We start from the raw sequence: 14,146 nt of genomic DNA, 5'->3' as shown, positions 1-14,146 counted from the left end.
AGAACATGTATCGAGATACATGTATGGTCCTGCCTGATCGACAGGGAGGTCGTGGTGTGAAGGCAGAGCTGGCGGACGCGGGCCGGGTGCTCGCGGCGGCCGGGCTGGTCACCGCGTTCGGGCACGTGTCGGCGCGGCTACCGGGCGATCGGCTGCTCATGACGCCGCCGGTGCCGCTGGGCACGCTCGGCCCCGACGCCCCGTACGCGGAGATCCCGCTGGACGCCGCCGGCCTGCCCGACGGCGCGCCACGCGAGGCGTGGATCCACGTCGAGATCGCCGGGGCGCGGCCCGGCGTGGGCGCGATCTGCCGGGCACAGCCGCCCACCGCCACCGCGCTGGCCTCGGCCGGGGTGCCGATCCTGCCGCTGCACGGGCAGGGCGCGTTCCTCGGCCCGGAGGTGCCCGTCCTCGACGACGCCGTGCTGGTACGCGACCGCGCCCGCGGCAGGGCGCTGGCCGAGCGCCTGGGCGACGCCCCCGCCCTCGTCATGCGGGGCAACGGCGCGGTGACCGTCGGCGCGAGCGTCGGCGAGGCCGTCGCCCTGATGTGGGTGCTGGAGGCCAGCGCCCGCATGAACGCCACCGCCGCCGCCTCGGGCACCCCCGTCCCCCTCACGCCCGCCGAGCAGGACGCGTGGCGGGCCGTGCGATCCGAACTGTCCGGCCGCATCTGGTCCCATCTCCGGGAGTCGTCATGATCGAGTTGACCGACATCGCCTACGTCCGCTCCGGCGCCGCCGACCTGGACACCGCCGTGCGCTTCGCCGTGGACGTCGTCGGCATGGAGCTGACCGCCCAGGAGGACGGCGTCGCCTACCTGCGCGCCGACCAGCGCCACCACTGCCTGGCCCTGGTCGAGGGCGAGTCCGGCGTGATCAGCTCCGGGTTCCTGGTCCGCGACGAGGACGCGCTGGCCGCCGCCGAGACCGAGCTGGAGAAGGCCGGCATCGCCGTCGCCCGGGGCGAGGCCGGCGCCGCACGCTCCCGCCGCGTCCGCGACTTCGTCGCCTTCGACGATCCCTTCGGCAACCGCATCGACCTGGCGATCGACCAGGTCACGCTGACCGCGCCCGTGCACGGCGGCCGCGCGGCCGGCATCACCGAGTTCGGCCACCTGTGCCTGGACGCCCCCGACGTGCGCGAGGCGTACCGCTTCTGGAACGGCCACTTCAACGCCCGCGTCTCCGACTGGATCGGCGACTGGGCCTGCCTCATGCGCATCGACCCGGTCCACCACAAGCTGGCCGTCTTCCAGGGCAGCCGGCCGGGCCTGTGCCACATCAACTTCCAGGTCGGCTCGCTCGACGACGTCATGCGCAACTGGCACTTCCTGGAGGCCAGTGGTGTCGAGATCGAGATGGGCCCCGGCCGCCACCCGCAGTCCACGGCCGTCTTCGTCTACTTCAAGGGCCCGGAGGGCATCACGTACGAGTACTCCTGGGGCGTGCGGCTCATCACCGACGAGGACGCCTGGCGGCCCCGCTACTTCGACCCGGCCGAGCCGGGCTCCATCGACATGTGGCAGGGCCCGACCCGCCGCGTGCACACCCAGCCCCAGATCCGCCGGCCGCTCGGGCAGAGCTGACCCATGACCGACTGGACCATCGAGCGCACCGCCGAGGTGCTGCTGGAGGCGGAGCGCGACCGCGCGGACCGCGACCCCAACGCCGCCGAGTGGCCCCGCCTGGACCTGGCCACCGCCTACCGCGCGCAGGACGTGCTGCTGGAGCGCAGGAAGGCCGCCGGCGAGACGGTCATCGGGGTGAAGCCGGGCCTCACCTCGCGGGCCGAGCAGCGCCGGATGGGCATCGGCGCGCCGCTGACCGCCTGGCCGACCGACGCCATGGCGCTGCCCGACGTGGTCGCGGACAACGCCTCGTCCGCCCGCTTCGGCATCGGCCGGGCCGGCGCCCGGCGGGCTGGACCTGTCCCTGCCGGGCCGCGTGCTCGAGGCGGACGGCCAGGTCGTGGACACCGCGACCGGCGCCGCCGTCCAGGGCCATCCCGGACAGGCCCCGGCCCTGGCGGCGAACTCGCTCGCCGGGCGCGACCTGGCCCCGGAGGCCGGGTGGATCGTGCTGACGGGCGGGATGACGGACGCGGTGCCGCTGCGGCGCGGCTCGTCGGTGACCGTACGCTTCGCCGGCCTCGGCGGGCTGACCGTGGCGGGGGTGTGACATGCCGCTGGTCGAGGTGACGCTGTCAGAAGGGCGCGATCCTGCCGCGATCCGGGCGCTCATCCACGAGGTGCACGCCGCCGTGGAGCGCTCGCTCGGCGCCCCCGCGCAGAGCATCCGGGTGATCGTACGCGAGGTGCCGCGCACCCACTGGGCGGCAGGCGACGAGACGCTCGCCGAACGAGACTCCCGAGGAGGCTGACATGGAATTCTTCGGACACGTGATCGACGGCGCGGAGGTGAAGTCCGCGAGCGGCGAGACGTTCGCCGACGTCGACCCCTACACCCGCGAGCCCTGGGCGGAGGTGGCGCTCGGCGGCGCCGGCGAGGTGGACCGGGCCGTGACGGCGGCCCGCCGGGCCTTCGACGAAGGCCCCTGGCCGCGGATGAGCCGCGCCGAACGCGGCCGGCTGCTGCACCGCCTGGCCGACCTCATCGCCGCCGACACGGACAAGCTGGCCCTGGCCGACACCCGCGACATGGGCAAGCCGATCGCCCAGAGCCGCGGCAAGGACGTGCCCCGCTCCGCCGACAACTTCCGCTTCTTCGCCGACCACGCCCGGCTGACCCCCGCCGAGGCCCTGCCCATGGACTCCGGCCACCACGCCTACACCCGCTACGACCCCGTGGGCGTGGCCGCCGCCATCGCGCCGTGGAACTTCCCGCTCATGCTGGAGACCTGGAAGATCGCGCCCGCGCTGGCCTGGGGCAACACGGTCGTGCTCAAGCCCGCCGAGGACACCCCCGCCTCCGCCACCATCCTCGCCCGGCTCGCGCTGGAGGCGGGCCTGCCGCCCGGCGTGCTGAACGTCGTGCACGGCTACGGCCCGGACTCCGCCGGTCAGGCGCTCACTGAGCACCCCGGCATCGACCGCATCACCTTCACCGGAGAGTCCGCGACGGGGCGGGTCATCTCGGCCGCCGCCGCCCGGAACCTGGTGCCGGTCAGCCTGGAGCTCGGCGGCAAGGGCGCCAACGCCGTCTTCGCCGACGCCGACCTGGACAACGCGGTGAGCTGGTCCCTTCGCGCGATCTTCACCAACGCCGGCCAGGTCTGCCTGGCGAGCTCCCGCCTGTACGTGCAGCGGCCGGTCTTCGAGGAGTTCCTGGCCCGCTTCACGGCCGGCGCCGAGGCCATGCGCCTGGGCGACCCCAAGCAGGAGAGCACCGAGATCGGCCCGCTGGCCTCCGAGACCCACTACCGCAAGGTCCGCGGCTACGTCGAGACCATCGCCGGCGAGGGCGGCACCGTGCACTCGGGCGGGCTCGGCGACGGCTGGTTCGTCCGGCCCACCATCGTCACCGGCATGCCCGCCACCGGCCGCCACCAGCGCGAGGAGATCTTCGGCCCGGTGGTCACGGTCACCCCGTTCGACACCGAGGACGAGGTCGTGGCGCTCATGAACGGCACCCGCTACGGCCTCAACGCCATGCTGTTCACCGAGAACCTGTCGCGCGCCCACCGCGTCTCGGCCCGCCTGCGCGCCGGCACGGTCTGGGTGAACTGCTTCTTCATCCGCGACCTGCGCGCTCCATTCGGCGGCGTCGGCGACTCGCGCGTCGGCCGCGAGGGCGGCACCTTCAGCCGCGAGTTCTTCACCGAGCCCAAGGCCGTCGTCATGCAGATCAGCTGACCGTCGAAACCCCTCACCAGCACGGCGCCTCCGGTCTCACCTCGTGAGCGAGGCGCCGTTCAGCTCTCCGCTCCCCCGGCCCGGGGCCCCTGCCGCACCTTGGCGTAGTGGCGGGCGGCCCGCGCGCGGTTGCCGCAGCCGGGTGAGCACCACTCGCGCCGCGGGCTCTCGCGGACGAAGTACAACACGCAGCCGGGGCCGTGGCAGGCGCGCAGCTCGTGGCGGAGCGGCCCGGCGAACAGGGCGACGGCGTCCTCGGCCAGCCACCCCAGCGCCGCCGTGACAGGCCGGCCCGCGGTGCGCACCGCCATGTGCGGCTCGGGGGTCGTGCGCAGCTCGCGCCACCGCGGGGCCTGGCTCGCATGGCGGTTCAGGGTCGCGACCGCGGCCGGATCGGGTTCGCGGCCGTCCACGATGGCGGCGGCGAGCGATCGGATGACGTCCCTGAGCTCCCTGGCGGCCTGCAGGTCGCTGTCGGTCACGCCGTCGAGGTCGGCGTCCGCGAGCGTGACCGCCAGGCGCGGGCGCATGTCACGCAGCCACGCCGCCAGGTGCCCTGCGTTCTGCAGCCCCTCCTTGGGACGGCCTCTGGCCGCGTACGAGGTGTTGCCGAGTTCGATCGGCGGCGGTTCGCCCAGGAGCGGGGCGCCGCCACCCGCAAGATGTGCCACTTCCACTTTTCTAACGCTACCTCCGAGTTGACACCGCTAGAAACGGCTGCCAGCATTCTAATGGCAAGCGGGTCAGCAATCCGTTAGAAACGGAGCTGCAACCCCGTCCTTTCCCATCCAGCTTGGAGTACTTCGCATGAGCACACCGGCCTTCCAGACCGGGCACGTCGCCCTGAACGTGACCGACCTGGCACGTTCCACCTCCTTCTACGGCACGGTCTTCGGCTTCGAGGTGATGGCCGAGCGGACCGACGGCGACCGCAGGTTCGCCCTCCTCGGCCGCGACGGCACCCTGCTGGTGGCGTTGTGGCAGCAGAGCGGCGGCACGTTCGTCACCGATCGCCCCGGCTTGCACCACCTGTCGTTCCAGGTGCCCGACATCGAGGCGGTCCGCCGCGCCGAGGCCGTCCTGAAGGACCTCGGGGTGGAGTTCGCCTACGACGGGATCGTGCCGCACGGGGAGGGCGCGGCCTCCGGCGGCGTCTTCTTCACCGACCCGGACGGCATCCGCCTGGAGATCTACGCGCCCACCGGCGCCGACCTCGCACCGGCGCCCGTCCAGGGCGCTCCGACGTGCGGCTTCTTCTAACAGAGCCGCCGGCGCCCGGGCCGCACGCCGCGGCCCGGGCCGGCAACGGAAGGGATCATCCATGCTTCACCAAGGCGAACGAGCGGTGCAGCGCCGCGCCGGAGTGACGGCCGACGGCTGGGGATCGGCCGGCGTGGGCGCGGCCGTCCCCCCGGTGGCCGCGGAGTTCCTCAGCCTGCAGCGCCTGGTGGTGATCGCGGCCGCCGACGACGCCGGCTCCCCATGGGCCGGCGCGCTCACCGGCCCGCCCGGGTTCATCACCGCGCCCGATGACCGTACCGTCGTCGCCGACGGGCTGCCCGGAGCCGGCGATCCGCTCGCCGGCGCGTTCGACGCCGGGCGGGACATCGGCATCCTCGCGATCGAGCCGTCCAGCCGCAGGCGCATGCGGGTCAACGGCCGTGCCCGCCGCGACGGTGGCCGGCTCGTGGTCCACACCGAACAGGTGTACTCCAACTGCCCGAAGTACATCCAGACCCGCACCCACGCCGGCGCCGCGCCCCCGCAGGGCAGGACGGCACGCGTCACCGGCGAGCTGACCGCCGAGCAGCGGCGGTGGATCGCCGGGGCCGACACGTTCTTCATCGCCACCCGGGTGGCGGGGCTGGGGGCCGACGCGTCGCACCGGGGCGGCAACCCCGGATTCGTCACGGTGTCCGGCGCTCGCCGCCTGACGTGGCCCGACTACCTCGGCAACTCGATGTACATGACGCTGGGCAACCTTGAGCTCGAACCGCGCTGTGGGCTGCTCTTCCTGGACTGGGAGAACGGGCACACGCTGCACCTGACCGGCCGGGCCCGCGTCGACTGGGATCCGGCCCGAGCCGCCGCCGTGCCAGGCGCGCAGCGCCTGATCGACTTCGACGTCGAACGAGTCGTCCAGGTCACCGGCGGCCTCCCCCAGCGCTGGTCCTTCGGCAAGTACTCGCGGTTCAACCCCGCCTGACCCCTCCCTGGACGAAAGGAAGCCATGCGCGTCCGTGTCGACATGACCCTGTGCGAGACCCATGCCCAGTGCGTGTTCGCCGCTCCGGCGGTGTTCGCCCTCAACGACGATGACGAGCTGGTGTACGACGCCACGCCCGATGACGCGCTGCGGCCCGCGATCGAGCAGGCCGTGCGGGCCTGCCCGGTGGGGGCCATCTCCCTGGACGGGGGTTGAGCGATGCGCCGCATCGCCATCGCCGGCGCCGGCCTGGCCGGGCTGACCGCCGCGCAGGAACTGCGCCGCCTCGGATACGAGGGCGAGATCAGCCTGGTCGGCGCCGAGCGCCACCTGCCCTACCGCAGGCCGCCCCTGTCCAAGGAGTTCCTGCTCGATCACGATGCCGACGTCGGGCTGCCCGGCACCGGTGAACTCGGCGTGACCTGGTTGCTGGGCCACGCGGCCACCGGCCTGGACCTGGCCGGCCGCCGGCTGCACCGCGGCGCCCTGGAGCCCGTCACGTTCGACGGTCTGGTCATCGCCACCGGAGCGCGGGCCAGAACGCTGCCGGGCACCGGCGGCCTGCCCGGCGTGGTCACGCTGCGCGGCCTCGACGACGCCCGGGCGCTGCGTGCCGTGCTCGGCGCCCGTCCCCGCGTGGTGATCGCCGGCGCCGGGTTCATCGGCTCGGAGCTCGCCGCCACCCTGCGCGGCCTGGACCTGCGGGTCACCCTGGTGGAGCCCGGCCGGGCGCCGCTGCGCCGGCCGCTGGGTGAGCGCCTCGGCGCCGTCATCGCGGACCTGCACCGGGCCCACGGCGTCGACCTGCGGCTCGGCCGCCGCGTGGTCAGCGCCGCCGGCGCCGGCCGGGTGGAGCGCGTGCACCTCGACGACGGCACGGTGCTCCCGGCGGACCTGCTCGTCGTGGCTCTCGGCGCCGAACCGGAGACCGGCTGGCTGCGCGGCACCGGGCTGCGCCTGGACGACGGTGTCGTCGTCGACCGCCACGGGCTGGCCGCGCCGGGGGTGGCGGCGGCCGGAGACGTCGCCCGCCGGCCGTCCGTCCTGCTCGGCGGGCAGCTCGTGCGGGTGGAGCATTACAGTGACGCCGCCGGGCAGGGCACGCACGCGGCCCGGTCGCTGCTCGGCGCCGCCGCCCCGGCCGGCCCGGTGCCGTCGTTCTGGTGCGACCTGTACGGCCACCGGCTGCGCTCTGTCGGCGTGACCGGCACCGGCTGCCGGCCGCGGCTGATCCACCTCGAACCGGATGGCCGGTTCCTCGCCGAGTACCACCGCGACGGACGCGTCGTCGGCGCGGTGACGGCCGGCTTCGTACGCCACCTGGCCACCTATCGCCACCTGCTGGCCGACGAGCACGCATGACCCGTCGCACCGCCGGAGCCGCCGCGGATGCTGCTCCAGCGGGCTGCGGACGGACGTGCGAAAGGGTGCCACCCTGAGGAGTGACACCCTGATCGACCAGCGAAAACCTGGTCGGGACGACAGGATTTGAACCTGCGACCCCTTGACCCCCAGTCAAGTGCGCTACCAAGCTGCGCTACGTCCCGGCTGTGTCGGCCGCCCCCTCGGGGGCGAGACGTCATAACCTTAGCGCACATCGGACGTGCACGCGTACACGGAGAGCGGGAGCGGAGGCTGCCAGGTGGGGCGCAAGCCGACCATTGATCGCCAGGAGCTGGCACGGCGGGTGGCGGAGGGGATGAGCGTGCAGGATCTGGCCGCTCACTTCGGCGTCAGCGAGTCAGGGGTGCTGCAGGCCAAGCGGGCCGCCGGGCTGGCCAAGCCGATGCTGGACCACAGCGCCGCGCTCCCGTGGAAGCTGGCCCGCGCGCACGCCCAGTCGGGGCCGGCCACGAACCTGCGGAACCTGTCGGCCGCGGCCCAGGGCAAGCCGCCGGCGGCCGAGCGGCTGAACACGGCGCTGCGGTGGGCGCAGCGGCTCGTCGAGGCAGGGCTCGACGTGCGCTACGACGCCGCCGAGGGCTTCACCGAGGTGCCCGCCGCCCCTCAGGGCTCGCACGTCGCATCCGTGCTGGCCGCGGCCAGGAAGGCGCTCGACGCCCGCTGAGAAAGGCGTTTCGACCTGCCGTTCGAGGGCAGTCGCTGGTCTCGACACAGAGACCGGAGGCGAACATCATGACCACCTGGGCTTGGGTGGCCGTCGTCGTGGTCGCGGTGGTGGCGCTCGCCGCAGTCGGCTATTTCGTGCTGCAGCAGCAGAAGCGCCGCACCCATCTCCGCGAACGCTTCGGCCCCGAGTACGAACGCATAGTCGCCGAGCACGACAACCGCCGCGAGGCGGAGCAGGAGCTGCTCGACCGCGAGCAGCGGCATGCGGAGCTCGACATCCGCCCTCTGACGCAGGAGTCGCGCGACACCTACGCCAACCGGTGGACCGAGGTGCAGGAACGCTTCGTGGACGCGCCCGGGTTCGCGGTGACCGAGGCCGACCAGCTGGTCACCGCGGTCATGGCGGAGCGGGGTTACCCCACGGAGGACTTCGAGCAGCGGGTGTCCGATCTGTCGGTGGGGCACGCCGCGACACTCGACCACTACAGGACGGCTCACGAGATCAGCGGGCGCGCGGCCAGGAAGGAGGCCTCCACGGAGGACCTCCGGCAGGCCATGGTGCACTACCGCGCGCTGTTCGAGGAGCTGCTGCATGAAACCACCCGAGGACGGTGAACGATATGAGCAGCGACGAGCTGAAGGTCCCGTCGCAGCAGCAGCGCAACGACGTGCCGGACAACGACAACGACCGCGACAACGACCACGACAGGGACACGGACAGGGACAGGGACGCGCTGAGGAACGACCCCGTCGACGGCGACGAGCTCGCCCGCAGCGAGGCCAGGACCGAGAACCTTCCCCGGCACAACGACGAGGAGGACGACGGCACGGGCCGCGGCCCGCGCCTCGACGACGAGCACGCGGCGGCAGTCCCTGGCGCCGCCACTCCCGCCACCGCCGTTCCGGGAGCCCCTGTTCCCGGCGCCGTTCCGGCAGCCCCTGTTCCCGGCGCCGCCGTCCCCGACGACGAGGCCCCCTACCGGGACCCGTACGCCAGGACCGACGGCGACATGCTGGCCGAGCCCGACCCGGCCCACGCCACCCAGGGCTCCCACGCCGCCCCCGACGACATCGTGCTGTTCGACCAGGACCCCGCCGAGGTGCAGGCCCGCTGGCGCGACCTGCAGTCCTCCTTCGTGGACGACCCCGGCCAGGCCGTGCAGCGGGCCGACGGTCTGGTCGGCGAGGTGGTGGACTCCCTCACCAGCACCCTGACCAACCGGACGAACGCCCTGCGCGACCGCTGGAAGGAGACCGGGAGCAGCGCCGACACCGAGCAGCTGCGCCTGGCCCTGCGCGACTACAGGACGGTCCTGGAACGCCTGCTGGCGCTGTCCAGCAAGTCACCGGCACAGCCGGCACAGTCAGCGCAGCCGGCGCAGACCTCGCAGCCTGATCCGTTCCAGAGTCAGGGAATGAGGTGACATGACATGCTCGCGGTCATCGCAGCGATCATCTTCGGGCTGGGCTTCCTGCTCGACCTGGTAGGCGCGACGATTCCCGGCGGGTTCTCCGGCATGACGTTCGTCCTGCTGGGGCTGACCCTGCTGGCCCTGCACCAGGCAGGCGTCGGCACGGCCAGCATCCGCACGGGTTACAGCAACTGGCGCGGCGGCCGAGCCCGCCGATAGATGAACCGGACAAGGATCGCCGGGCGGCCGTGCCGCCCGGCGATCTGCTGCTCGGAGGGTCAGCCCTTGCCGGGGAACCTCATGATCACCGTGCTGCCGCCGCTGCCGACGCGCAGGGTCAGATCCGAGGAGAGCAGCCGCGCGACCCACAGCCCCATGCCGCCCACGGCGCCCGGCATGGGCCCCGGCTTCCAGGTGCCCTCGTCGTGCACCTCGACGATCAAATCCCCGCTGATCACCCAGGTACGCATGCGGGCGTCCGCGGCCCCGTGGGTGACGGCGTTGGTCGCCACCTCGTTGACGGCGATGACGAAGTCGCCGATGACCTCTTCCGGCATGCCGACGGCACGGGCTTCTTCCTCGGCGAACTGCCGGACCTCTGGCAGGTCCGGCAGCCGGAACAGCAGCGACTTCACGGGCGCGCCGGGTGGCGGGCTCGTGTAGCCCGACTGAGGCTCGACGTCCTCGTTCACCCGGCGACCGCCTTCGTCAGCCGACCAGCTCGGTGCGAAGCTGGTCGAGAACTTTGCGGAGAATACGCGAAACATGCATCTGGGAGATTCCGAACTCGGCCGCGATCTCGGCCTGCGTCATGTTGCCGAAGAAGCGCAGCAGCAGGATGTGCTTCTCGCGGGAGGGCAGCGCGTCGATGAGCGGTTTGACGGCTTCCCTGTCGACCATGTTGCTCAGCGTGTCGTCGTCCTCGGGGATGACGTCGCCGAGCGAGGCGGCGTCGTCGTCGGTGCCGAGCGGCGCGTCGAGCGACAGAGTGCTGTAGGCGGCGGAGGCGTCGAGCGTGAGCAGGACGTCCTCCTCGCTGATGTTCATCTTGGTGGCCAGCTCGGCCACGGTCGGGGACCGGCCGAGGTCCTGGCTGAGGTCGGCCACGAGCCGGTTGAGCTCGGAGCGGCGCTCCTGGTAGAGCCGGGGCACCCGGATGGCCCAGGTGCGGTCGCGGAAGTGGCGCTTGACCTCGCCGGTCATCGTCACGACCGCATACCCCCGAAACGCGTGCCCGAGGGTGGGGTCGAAGCCGTTGACGGCCTTCATCAGGCCAACATACGCGGCCTGGAGGAGATCTTCCAAAGGTTCGCCGCGGTAGCGGTAGCGCCGGGCGATCTCCATGGCGAGCGGCCGGTGCATCTCGACGATGCGCTCGCGCAGACGCTCCCTGTGGCTGTCGGGCGTCTCTTCCCTGACCATCTCGGCCAGAAGTTCTTCCGCGGTCATCTCCTCGAGGATGTATTCCTGCACAGCCATCGCTGCTCCTCATATGGGTCGCAGGCGGCCTGCCGCACAAAGAAAAAGCCCATGCAGAGGCACGCCTCGCTCTACTCTCGAGACCGAAGCCCTCTGCTGGACTTCGGCTCCAGTATCCCCCATGCGGCGGGAAGTATTCCTCGATCGCGTGGTGACAGTAGGGTTGCCCCGTGACAATGCCGGAGAACGGCGAGGAGCCAGTGGCGGCCCTCAGCCTGACGTCGTCGACCGTGGACGAGATCACCGTGGTCAGGGTCGATGGCGTGCTCGACGCCACGACACGGGCCCAGTTCGCCGACTACCTGACGATGGCGGGCTCGGACCTGATCCTGGACCTGGCCGGGGTGACGTTCATGGATTCGCGCGCCCTCGGGCTGATCGTGCACCACTGGCAGACGAGTCTGGCGGCGGGCGCCAAGTTCGCGCTGATCGGGGTCGAGTACTCCAAGTCCAAGGTGATGTGGATCACTGGCCTGGCTCAGCGCCTGCCGCTCTACGACACGCTGGAGGACGCGCTGGCCGCCATCAAGTGAACGGCCGGCCGCCTCAGCGCCGCGCCGATTTGCGCTGGTGCTCGTCGACCAGCAGCCTGGCCAGGTCGGCCACCTTGACCTGGTGGTGCTGGGAGATCCTGCGCAGCTCCTCGAAGGCGGCCTCGGCGGTGCATCCGCTGGTCTGCATGATGATGCCCTTGGCCTGGTCGATCACGGAGCGGCCGGCCAGGGCCTCCTGGAGCTGCGCATGATCGGTGCGCACCTCCTCGAAGTCCGACATGTTGGCTATGGCCACCCCGACCTGCTCGCTCAGCATGTCGGCCAGCGAGGCCGCTCCCTGGGGGGAGAAGGCGCCGGGCCGTACGGAGTACAGGCCCACGACGAGCAGGGCGGGCGGTGCCTCGATGGGGACGACGAGCACCGAGCGCACGCCCCAGCGGGTGGCCAGCGCGTCGTAGCGGGGCCAGCGGGTCTCCTTGAGCACGTCCGGGACCGTGGCACGGCCGCCGCTCTGCCTGGCCTCGATGGAGGGGCCCTCCCCCAGCTCGCGCTCGCCCTCGACGAGCATGATGAGCTCGCTGTGAGAGCCGGAGACGATGACCCGGTGGTCGCGCCAGTGCTCGGCGGAGGCGCCTGAGCAGTTGGGGACGCCGTTGGCCAGGGCTGTGGTCAGGCCGCGCAGCACGCTTTCCGTCGAGGTGTCCTCCCCCAGCCGGCCCAGGGCGGCGAGGTCTCGGGCGAGCACAGGGGTGATCATCGCGGTCGATTCCATAGCAACAAGCTTCTACCCCTTATGGCTAGCATTATCCCGAGTGGCGTAGCGTCAGACCATGACCATGCCGGACCTCGAACACGCGCTTGACGCGCTGGCCGGGCGCGTCTCCTCGTTGCGTGAGGCGAGGACCGCCTACCCCGCCGACCTGGCGCCCACCCTGGATGCCGCGCTGGCCGAGCTCGACACTGCCGCCGAACTGCTGGCCGAGGCCCGCGAGGAGCTGCGCAAGGCTCCCAAACGGGCCGGCGGCCGCAAGGACGGCGGCCAGCGGGAGCTGAAGCTGCTGCGCCAGGTCCTGCGGGCCTTCCCGGTGCCCGTCATCGTGCTCGACGGTGGCGGCGTGGTGCGGCGGATCAACCCCGAGACCTCCCGCGTGCTGGGCAGCCCCGACGGCTACCTGGTGGGGCGCTCGTTCCCGCTGCTGGTGGACGTGTCGCGGCGGGCGGCGTTCCGCTCGCACCTGACGTCGGTGCTGCAGACCGGGCAGCCGGCGGCGTTCGAGACGCGGCTGGCGCACCAGGGGCGCACGCACACCGTGCAGCTCGCGCTGACCAGGCTGACGATGCCGGGCGAGCCGCAGCAGATGGTGGCGGCGGTGGCGCTGCCGACCGAGGTGCAGCTCCCCGAGCCGGGCGCGCTCCGGCCCGAGCAGAGCGACGGCGCGCTGCTGCTGGCCGCGGCCAGGCGGCAGGACCTGCTGACGCGCATGGGCAGGCTGCTGCTCGATGAGGAGGCGCTGCTGCGCCCTGTCGCGCTGCAGCGGGCCTCGCGGCTGCTGGCGGCCGAATGGGCCGACTGGGTGATCGCCGACATGGTCCGCGACGGCGCGCCGCGCCGCTCGGTCGTCATGGCGCCGAAGAACCACCCGCTGGGCGAGCTCGTCCGGCAGATCGAGTCCGCCGACCCGTCGGCCGGCCAGCTCGTGCTGCAGGTGCTGGAGCGCGGCTCCGGCATGGTGCTGGAGATGGTGGACGACGACACGCTGCTCGGCTTCTGCGCCGACGGGCCGCTGCTGACCGCGATGGGCGCCGGCTCGGTGCTGTGCGTGCCGATCGGCCGCGCCGACGGGGTGCTGACGCTGGTGCGGGCGCACGACAGGCCGCCGTTCGCGCTGGCGGACCTGGCCGTCATGCAGGAGGTCGGGTTGCAGATCGGGCTGGCCGTACGCGCCCAGAGCAGCTTCCAGAGCCGCTCGCGGGCCGCGGACGCCCTGTCGGCCAGCGTCGCCCCGCGCAACCTGCCCGACGTGCCCGGCTACGAGGCGGCGGCCGTCTACCACCCCGGCTCGTCGGTGGGTGCCGAGTTCTACGACGTGTTCCCCGTCTCGGGTGGCTGGGGCTTCGCGCTGGGCGGGGCCGCGGGCAAGGGCGAGGAGGCGGCCTCGGTCAGCGCCATGGTGCGCGGCGGGCTGCGCGTGCTCAGCGTCTGGGAGACCGATCCCGACCTGGTGATGCGCAAGGTCAACCAGGCCCTGGTGACGCAGGGCACGGGCATGTTCGTGATGGCCGTGGCCGGGTTCGTGAAGGGGCGGCAAATCCGGCTGTCGTCTGCCGGGCACCATCCGGCCGTGACGCTGCAGCCGGACGGCGGCGTGCGCTTCGCGGCGGGCGGCGGCGTGCCGCTGGGCATCTCGCCCGAGGCGGAGACCGACGTGCAGACCCTGACGATCTCCCCGGGGGAGACGCTGTTGCTCTACTCGGAGGGGCTGATCTCCTCCAGGAACGACCACGGCGAGCCGTACGGGGAGGAGCGGCTGGCCGACGTGCTCAGCCGGTGCGCGGGCCAGGCGCCGTCCACCGTGGTCAAGGCGGTGGAGGCGGACCGGCACGCGTTCTCCGGCGGCCAGGTCTGGGACGAGATCGTGGTCTTCGCGCTCCGAGGTGTCTGATCTGCGGG

Annotated in this window: 20 protein-coding genes and 1 tRNA gene; 15 read left to right on the top strand and 6 right to left on the bottom strand. The window is 72.5% G+C overall.

Annotated elements, in window-relative coordinates:
* Positions 1-56 precede the first annotated feature (56 nt).
* Together AB0I79_RS03385 and AB0I79_RS03380 are read left to right on the top strand one after the other, a co-directional pair.
* Entirely contained in the window at positions 57-701 is a 645-nt protein-coding gene (locus tag AB0I79_RS03385) for a class II aldolase/adducin family protein (protein WP_357866298.1), read from the top strand.
* Entirely contained in the window at positions 698-1,588 is an 891-nt protein-coding gene (locus tag AB0I79_RS03380) for a VOC family protein (protein ID WP_357866297.1), read from the top strand. The genes AB0I79_RS03385 and AB0I79_RS03380 overlap by 4 nt, the downstream gene beginning before the upstream one ends.
* Positions 1,589-1,704: 116 nt before the next feature.
* On the opposite strand, the gene AB0I79_RS03375 is transcribed toward AB0I79_RS03380, so the two are convergent.
* Complete coding sequence (locus tag AB0I79_RS03375) at positions 1,705-1,899, bottom strand: hypothetical protein (protein ID WP_357866295.1); 195 nt, start codon at positions 1,897-1,899, stop codon at positions 1,705-1,707.
* 47 nt (positions 1,900-1,946) lie between these two features.
* Here AB0I79_RS03375 and AB0I79_RS03370 point away from each other — a divergent pair, with 47 nt between their 5' ends.
* Genes AB0I79_RS03370 through AB0I79_RS03360 form a run of 3 tightly spaced genes read left to right on the top strand, consistent with a single transcriptional unit; the run spans position 1,947 to position 3,814 of the window.
* Positions 1,947-2,180 (top strand): hypothetical protein, encoded by a 234-nt coding sequence (locus tag AB0I79_RS03370; RefSeq protein WP_357866294.1) that lies wholly within the window; start codon positions 1,947-1,949, stop codon positions 2,178-2,180.
* A 1-nt stretch (position 2,181) separates the two neighbouring features.
* On the top strand, positions 2,182-2,382 hold the full coding sequence (locus tag AB0I79_RS03365) for a tautomerase family protein (protein WP_357866292.1): 201 nt from the start codon (positions 2,182-2,184) through the stop codon (positions 2,380-2,382).
* Position 2,383: 1 nt separating this feature from the next.
* The gene (locus AB0I79_RS03360) at positions 2,384-3,814 is read left to right on the top strand and encodes an aldehyde dehydrogenase (protein ID WP_357866291.1); all 1,431 of its coding nucleotides are present in this window, start codon (positions 2,384-2,386) and stop codon (positions 3,812-3,814) included.
* 59 nt (positions 3,815-3,873) lie between these two features.
* Here the strand turns inward: AB0I79_RS03360 and AB0I79_RS03355 are convergent, their stop codons facing one another.
* On the bottom strand, positions 3,874-4,485 hold the full coding sequence (locus AB0I79_RS03355) for an ABATE domain-containing protein (protein WP_357866290.1): 612 nt from the start codon (positions 4,483-4,485) through the stop codon (positions 3,874-3,876).
* A gap of 136 nt (positions 4,486-4,621) precedes the next feature.
* Here AB0I79_RS03355 and AB0I79_RS03350 point away from each other — a divergent pair, with 136 nt between their 5' ends.
* The 4 genes from AB0I79_RS03350 (at position 4,622) to AB0I79_RS03335 (ending at position 7,382) form a co-directional block, all read left to right on the top strand.
* Positions 4,622-5,074, top strand: a complete 453-nt coding sequence (locus AB0I79_RS03350) for a VOC family protein (protein ID WP_357866288.1) — start codon at positions 4,622-4,624, stop codon at positions 5,072-5,074.
* Between the two features lie 61 nt (positions 5,075-5,135).
* A complete protein-coding gene (locus AB0I79_RS03345) occupies positions 5,136-6,020 on the top strand; it encodes a pyridoxamine 5'-phosphate oxidase family protein (RefSeq protein ID WP_357866286.1) in 885 nt (294 codons plus the stop codon).
* 24 nt (positions 6,021-6,044) lie between these two features.
* Complete coding sequence (locus AB0I79_RS03340; RefSeq protein ID WP_357866285.1) at positions 6,045-6,236, top strand: ferredoxin; 192 nt, start codon at positions 6,045-6,047, stop codon at positions 6,234-6,236.
* Positions 6,237-6,239: 3 nt separating this feature from the next.
* Positions 6,240-7,382 carry an NAD(P)/FAD-dependent oxidoreductase gene (locus AB0I79_RS03335; protein WP_357866283.1) on the top strand — a complete coding sequence of 381 codons (1,143 nt, stop codon included), beginning with the start codon at positions 6,240-6,242 and terminating at the stop codon, positions 7,380-7,382.
* 108 nt (positions 7,383-7,490) lie between these two features.
* On the opposite strand, the gene AB0I79_RS03330 is transcribed toward AB0I79_RS03335, so the two are convergent.
* Positions 7,491-7,567, bottom strand: a tRNA-Pro gene (locus AB0I79_RS03330).
* A 95-nt stretch (positions 7,568-7,662) separates the two neighbouring features.
* Between AB0I79_RS03330 and AB0I79_RS03325 the strand changes: the two genes are divergently transcribed.
* From AB0I79_RS03325 to AB0I79_RS03310, 4 genes are all read left to right on the top strand, one after another.
* Positions 7,663-8,088 carry a helix-turn-helix domain-containing protein gene (locus tag AB0I79_RS03325; protein ID WP_357866282.1) on the top strand — a complete coding sequence of 142 codons (426 nt, stop codon included), beginning with the start codon at positions 7,663-7,665 and terminating at the stop codon, positions 8,086-8,088.
* A 68-nt stretch (positions 8,089-8,156) separates the two neighbouring features.
* The gene (locus tag AB0I79_RS03320; RefSeq protein WP_357866280.1) at positions 8,157-8,705 is read left to right on the top strand and encodes a hypothetical protein; all 549 of its coding nucleotides are present in this window, start codon (positions 8,157-8,159) and stop codon (positions 8,703-8,705) included.
* 5 nt (positions 8,706-8,710) lie between these two features.
* Entirely contained in the window at positions 8,711-9,514 is an 804-nt protein-coding gene (locus tag AB0I79_RS03315; RefSeq protein ID WP_357866278.1) for a hypothetical protein, read from the top strand.
* Positions 9,515-9,520: 6 nt separating this feature from the next.
* Entirely contained in the window at positions 9,521-9,721 is a 201-nt protein-coding gene (locus tag AB0I79_RS03310; RefSeq protein ID WP_357866276.1) for a hypothetical protein, read from the top strand.
* A 59-nt stretch (positions 9,722-9,780) separates the two neighbouring features.
* On the opposite strand, the gene AB0I79_RS03305 is transcribed toward AB0I79_RS03310, so the two are convergent.
* Entirely contained in the window at positions 9,781-10,194 is a 414-nt protein-coding gene (locus AB0I79_RS03305; RefSeq protein WP_357866274.1) for an ATP-binding protein, read from the bottom strand.
* Positions 10,195-10,210: 16 nt separating this feature from the next.
* A complete protein-coding gene (locus AB0I79_RS03300) occupies positions 10,211-10,981 on the bottom strand; it encodes a SigB/SigF/SigG family RNA polymerase sigma factor (protein ID WP_357866273.1) in 771 nt (256 codons plus the stop codon).
* Positions 10,982-11,157: 176 nt separating this feature from the next.
* Between AB0I79_RS03300 and AB0I79_RS03295 the strand changes: the two genes are divergently transcribed.
* Positions 11,158-11,514 (top strand): STAS domain-containing protein, encoded by a 357-nt coding sequence (locus AB0I79_RS03295; RefSeq protein WP_357867066.1) that lies wholly within the window; start codon positions 11,158-11,160, stop codon positions 11,512-11,514.
* A 13-nt stretch (positions 11,515-11,527) separates the two neighbouring features.
* On the opposite strand, the gene AB0I79_RS03290 is transcribed toward AB0I79_RS03295, so the two are convergent.
* Positions 11,528-12,247: a GAF and ANTAR domain-containing protein gene (locus AB0I79_RS03290; protein WP_357866271.1), complete on the bottom strand. Its 720-nt coding sequence runs from the start codon at positions 12,245-12,247 to the stop codon at positions 11,528-11,530.
* Between the two features lie 58 nt (positions 12,248-12,305).
* On the opposite strand from AB0I79_RS03290, the gene AB0I79_RS03285 reads away from it, so the two are divergent.
* On the top strand, positions 12,306-14,138 hold the full coding sequence (locus tag AB0I79_RS03285) for a SpoIIE family protein phosphatase (protein WP_357866269.1): 1,833 nt from the start codon (positions 12,306-12,308) through the stop codon (positions 14,136-14,138).
* Positions 14,139-14,146: the final 8 nt, after the last annotated feature.

The organism is Nonomuraea sp. NPDC050202, from assembly GCF_040656115.1.
Taxonomy (GTDB): domain Bacteria; phylum Actinomycetota; class Actinomycetes; order Streptosporangiales; family Streptosporangiaceae; genus Nonomuraea.
This window is presented reverse-complemented; position numbering and strand designations above follow the sequence as displayed.

What these genes read in the sequence shown, in the direction of transcription:
- AB0I79_RS03380 (WP_357866297.1), top strand. Translation starts at nt 698, where the DNA reads ATGATCGAGTTGACCGACATCGCCTACGTCCGCTCCGGCGCCGCCGAC.
- AB0I79_RS03375 (WP_357866295.1), bottom strand. Translation starts at nt 1,899, where the DNA reads ATGCCGAAGCGGGCGGACGAGGCGTTGTCCGCGACCACGTCGGGCAGC.
- AB0I79_RS03365 (WP_357866292.1), top strand. Translation starts at nt 2,182, where the DNA reads ATGCCGCTGGTCGAGGTGACGCTGTCAGAAGGGCGCGATCCTGCCGCG.
- AB0I79_RS03360 (WP_357866291.1), top strand. Translation starts at nt 2,384, where the DNA reads ATGGAATTCTTCGGACACGTGATCGACGGCGCGGAGGTGAAGTCCGCG.
- AB0I79_RS03350 (WP_357866288.1), top strand. Translation starts at nt 4,622, where the DNA reads ATGAGCACACCGGCCTTCCAGACCGGGCACGTCGCCCTGAACGTGACC.
- AB0I79_RS03345 (WP_357866286.1), top strand. Translation starts at nt 5,136, where the DNA reads ATGCTTCACCAAGGCGAACGAGCGGTGCAGCGCCGCGCCGGAGTGACG.
- AB0I79_RS03340 (WP_357866285.1), top strand. Translation starts at nt 6,045, where the DNA reads ATGCGCGTCCGTGTCGACATGACCCTGTGCGAGACCCATGCCCAGTGC.
- AB0I79_RS03335 (WP_357866283.1), top strand. Translation starts at nt 6,240, where the DNA reads ATGCGCCGCATCGCCATCGCCGGCGCCGGCCTGGCCGGGCTGACCGCC.
- AB0I79_RS03320 (WP_357866280.1), top strand. Translation starts at nt 8,157, where the DNA reads ATGACCACCTGGGCTTGGGTGGCCGTCGTCGTGGTCGCGGTGGTGGCG.
- AB0I79_RS03315 (WP_357866278.1), top strand. Translation starts at nt 8,711, where the DNA reads ATGAGCAGCGACGAGCTGAAGGTCCCGTCGCAGCAGCAGCGCAACGAC.
- AB0I79_RS03310 (WP_357866276.1), top strand. Translation starts at nt 9,521, where the DNA reads ATGCTCGCGGTCATCGCAGCGATCATCTTCGGGCTGGGCTTCCTGCTC.
- AB0I79_RS03300 (WP_357866273.1), bottom strand. Translation starts at nt 10,981, where the DNA reads ATGGCTGTGCAGGAATACATCCTCGAGGAGATGACCGCGGAAGAACTT.
- AB0I79_RS03295 (WP_357867066.1), top strand. Translation starts at nt 11,158, where the DNA reads ATGCCGGAGAACGGCGAGGAGCCAGTGGCGGCCCTCAGCCTGACGTCG.
- AB0I79_RS03290 (WP_357866271.1), bottom strand. Translation starts at nt 12,247, where the DNA reads ATGGAATCGACCGCGATGATCACCCCTGTGCTCGCCCGAGACCTCGCC.
- AB0I79_RS03285 (WP_357866269.1), top strand. Translation starts at nt 12,306, where the DNA reads ATGACCATGCCGGACCTCGAACACGCGCTTGACGCGCTGGCCGGGCGC.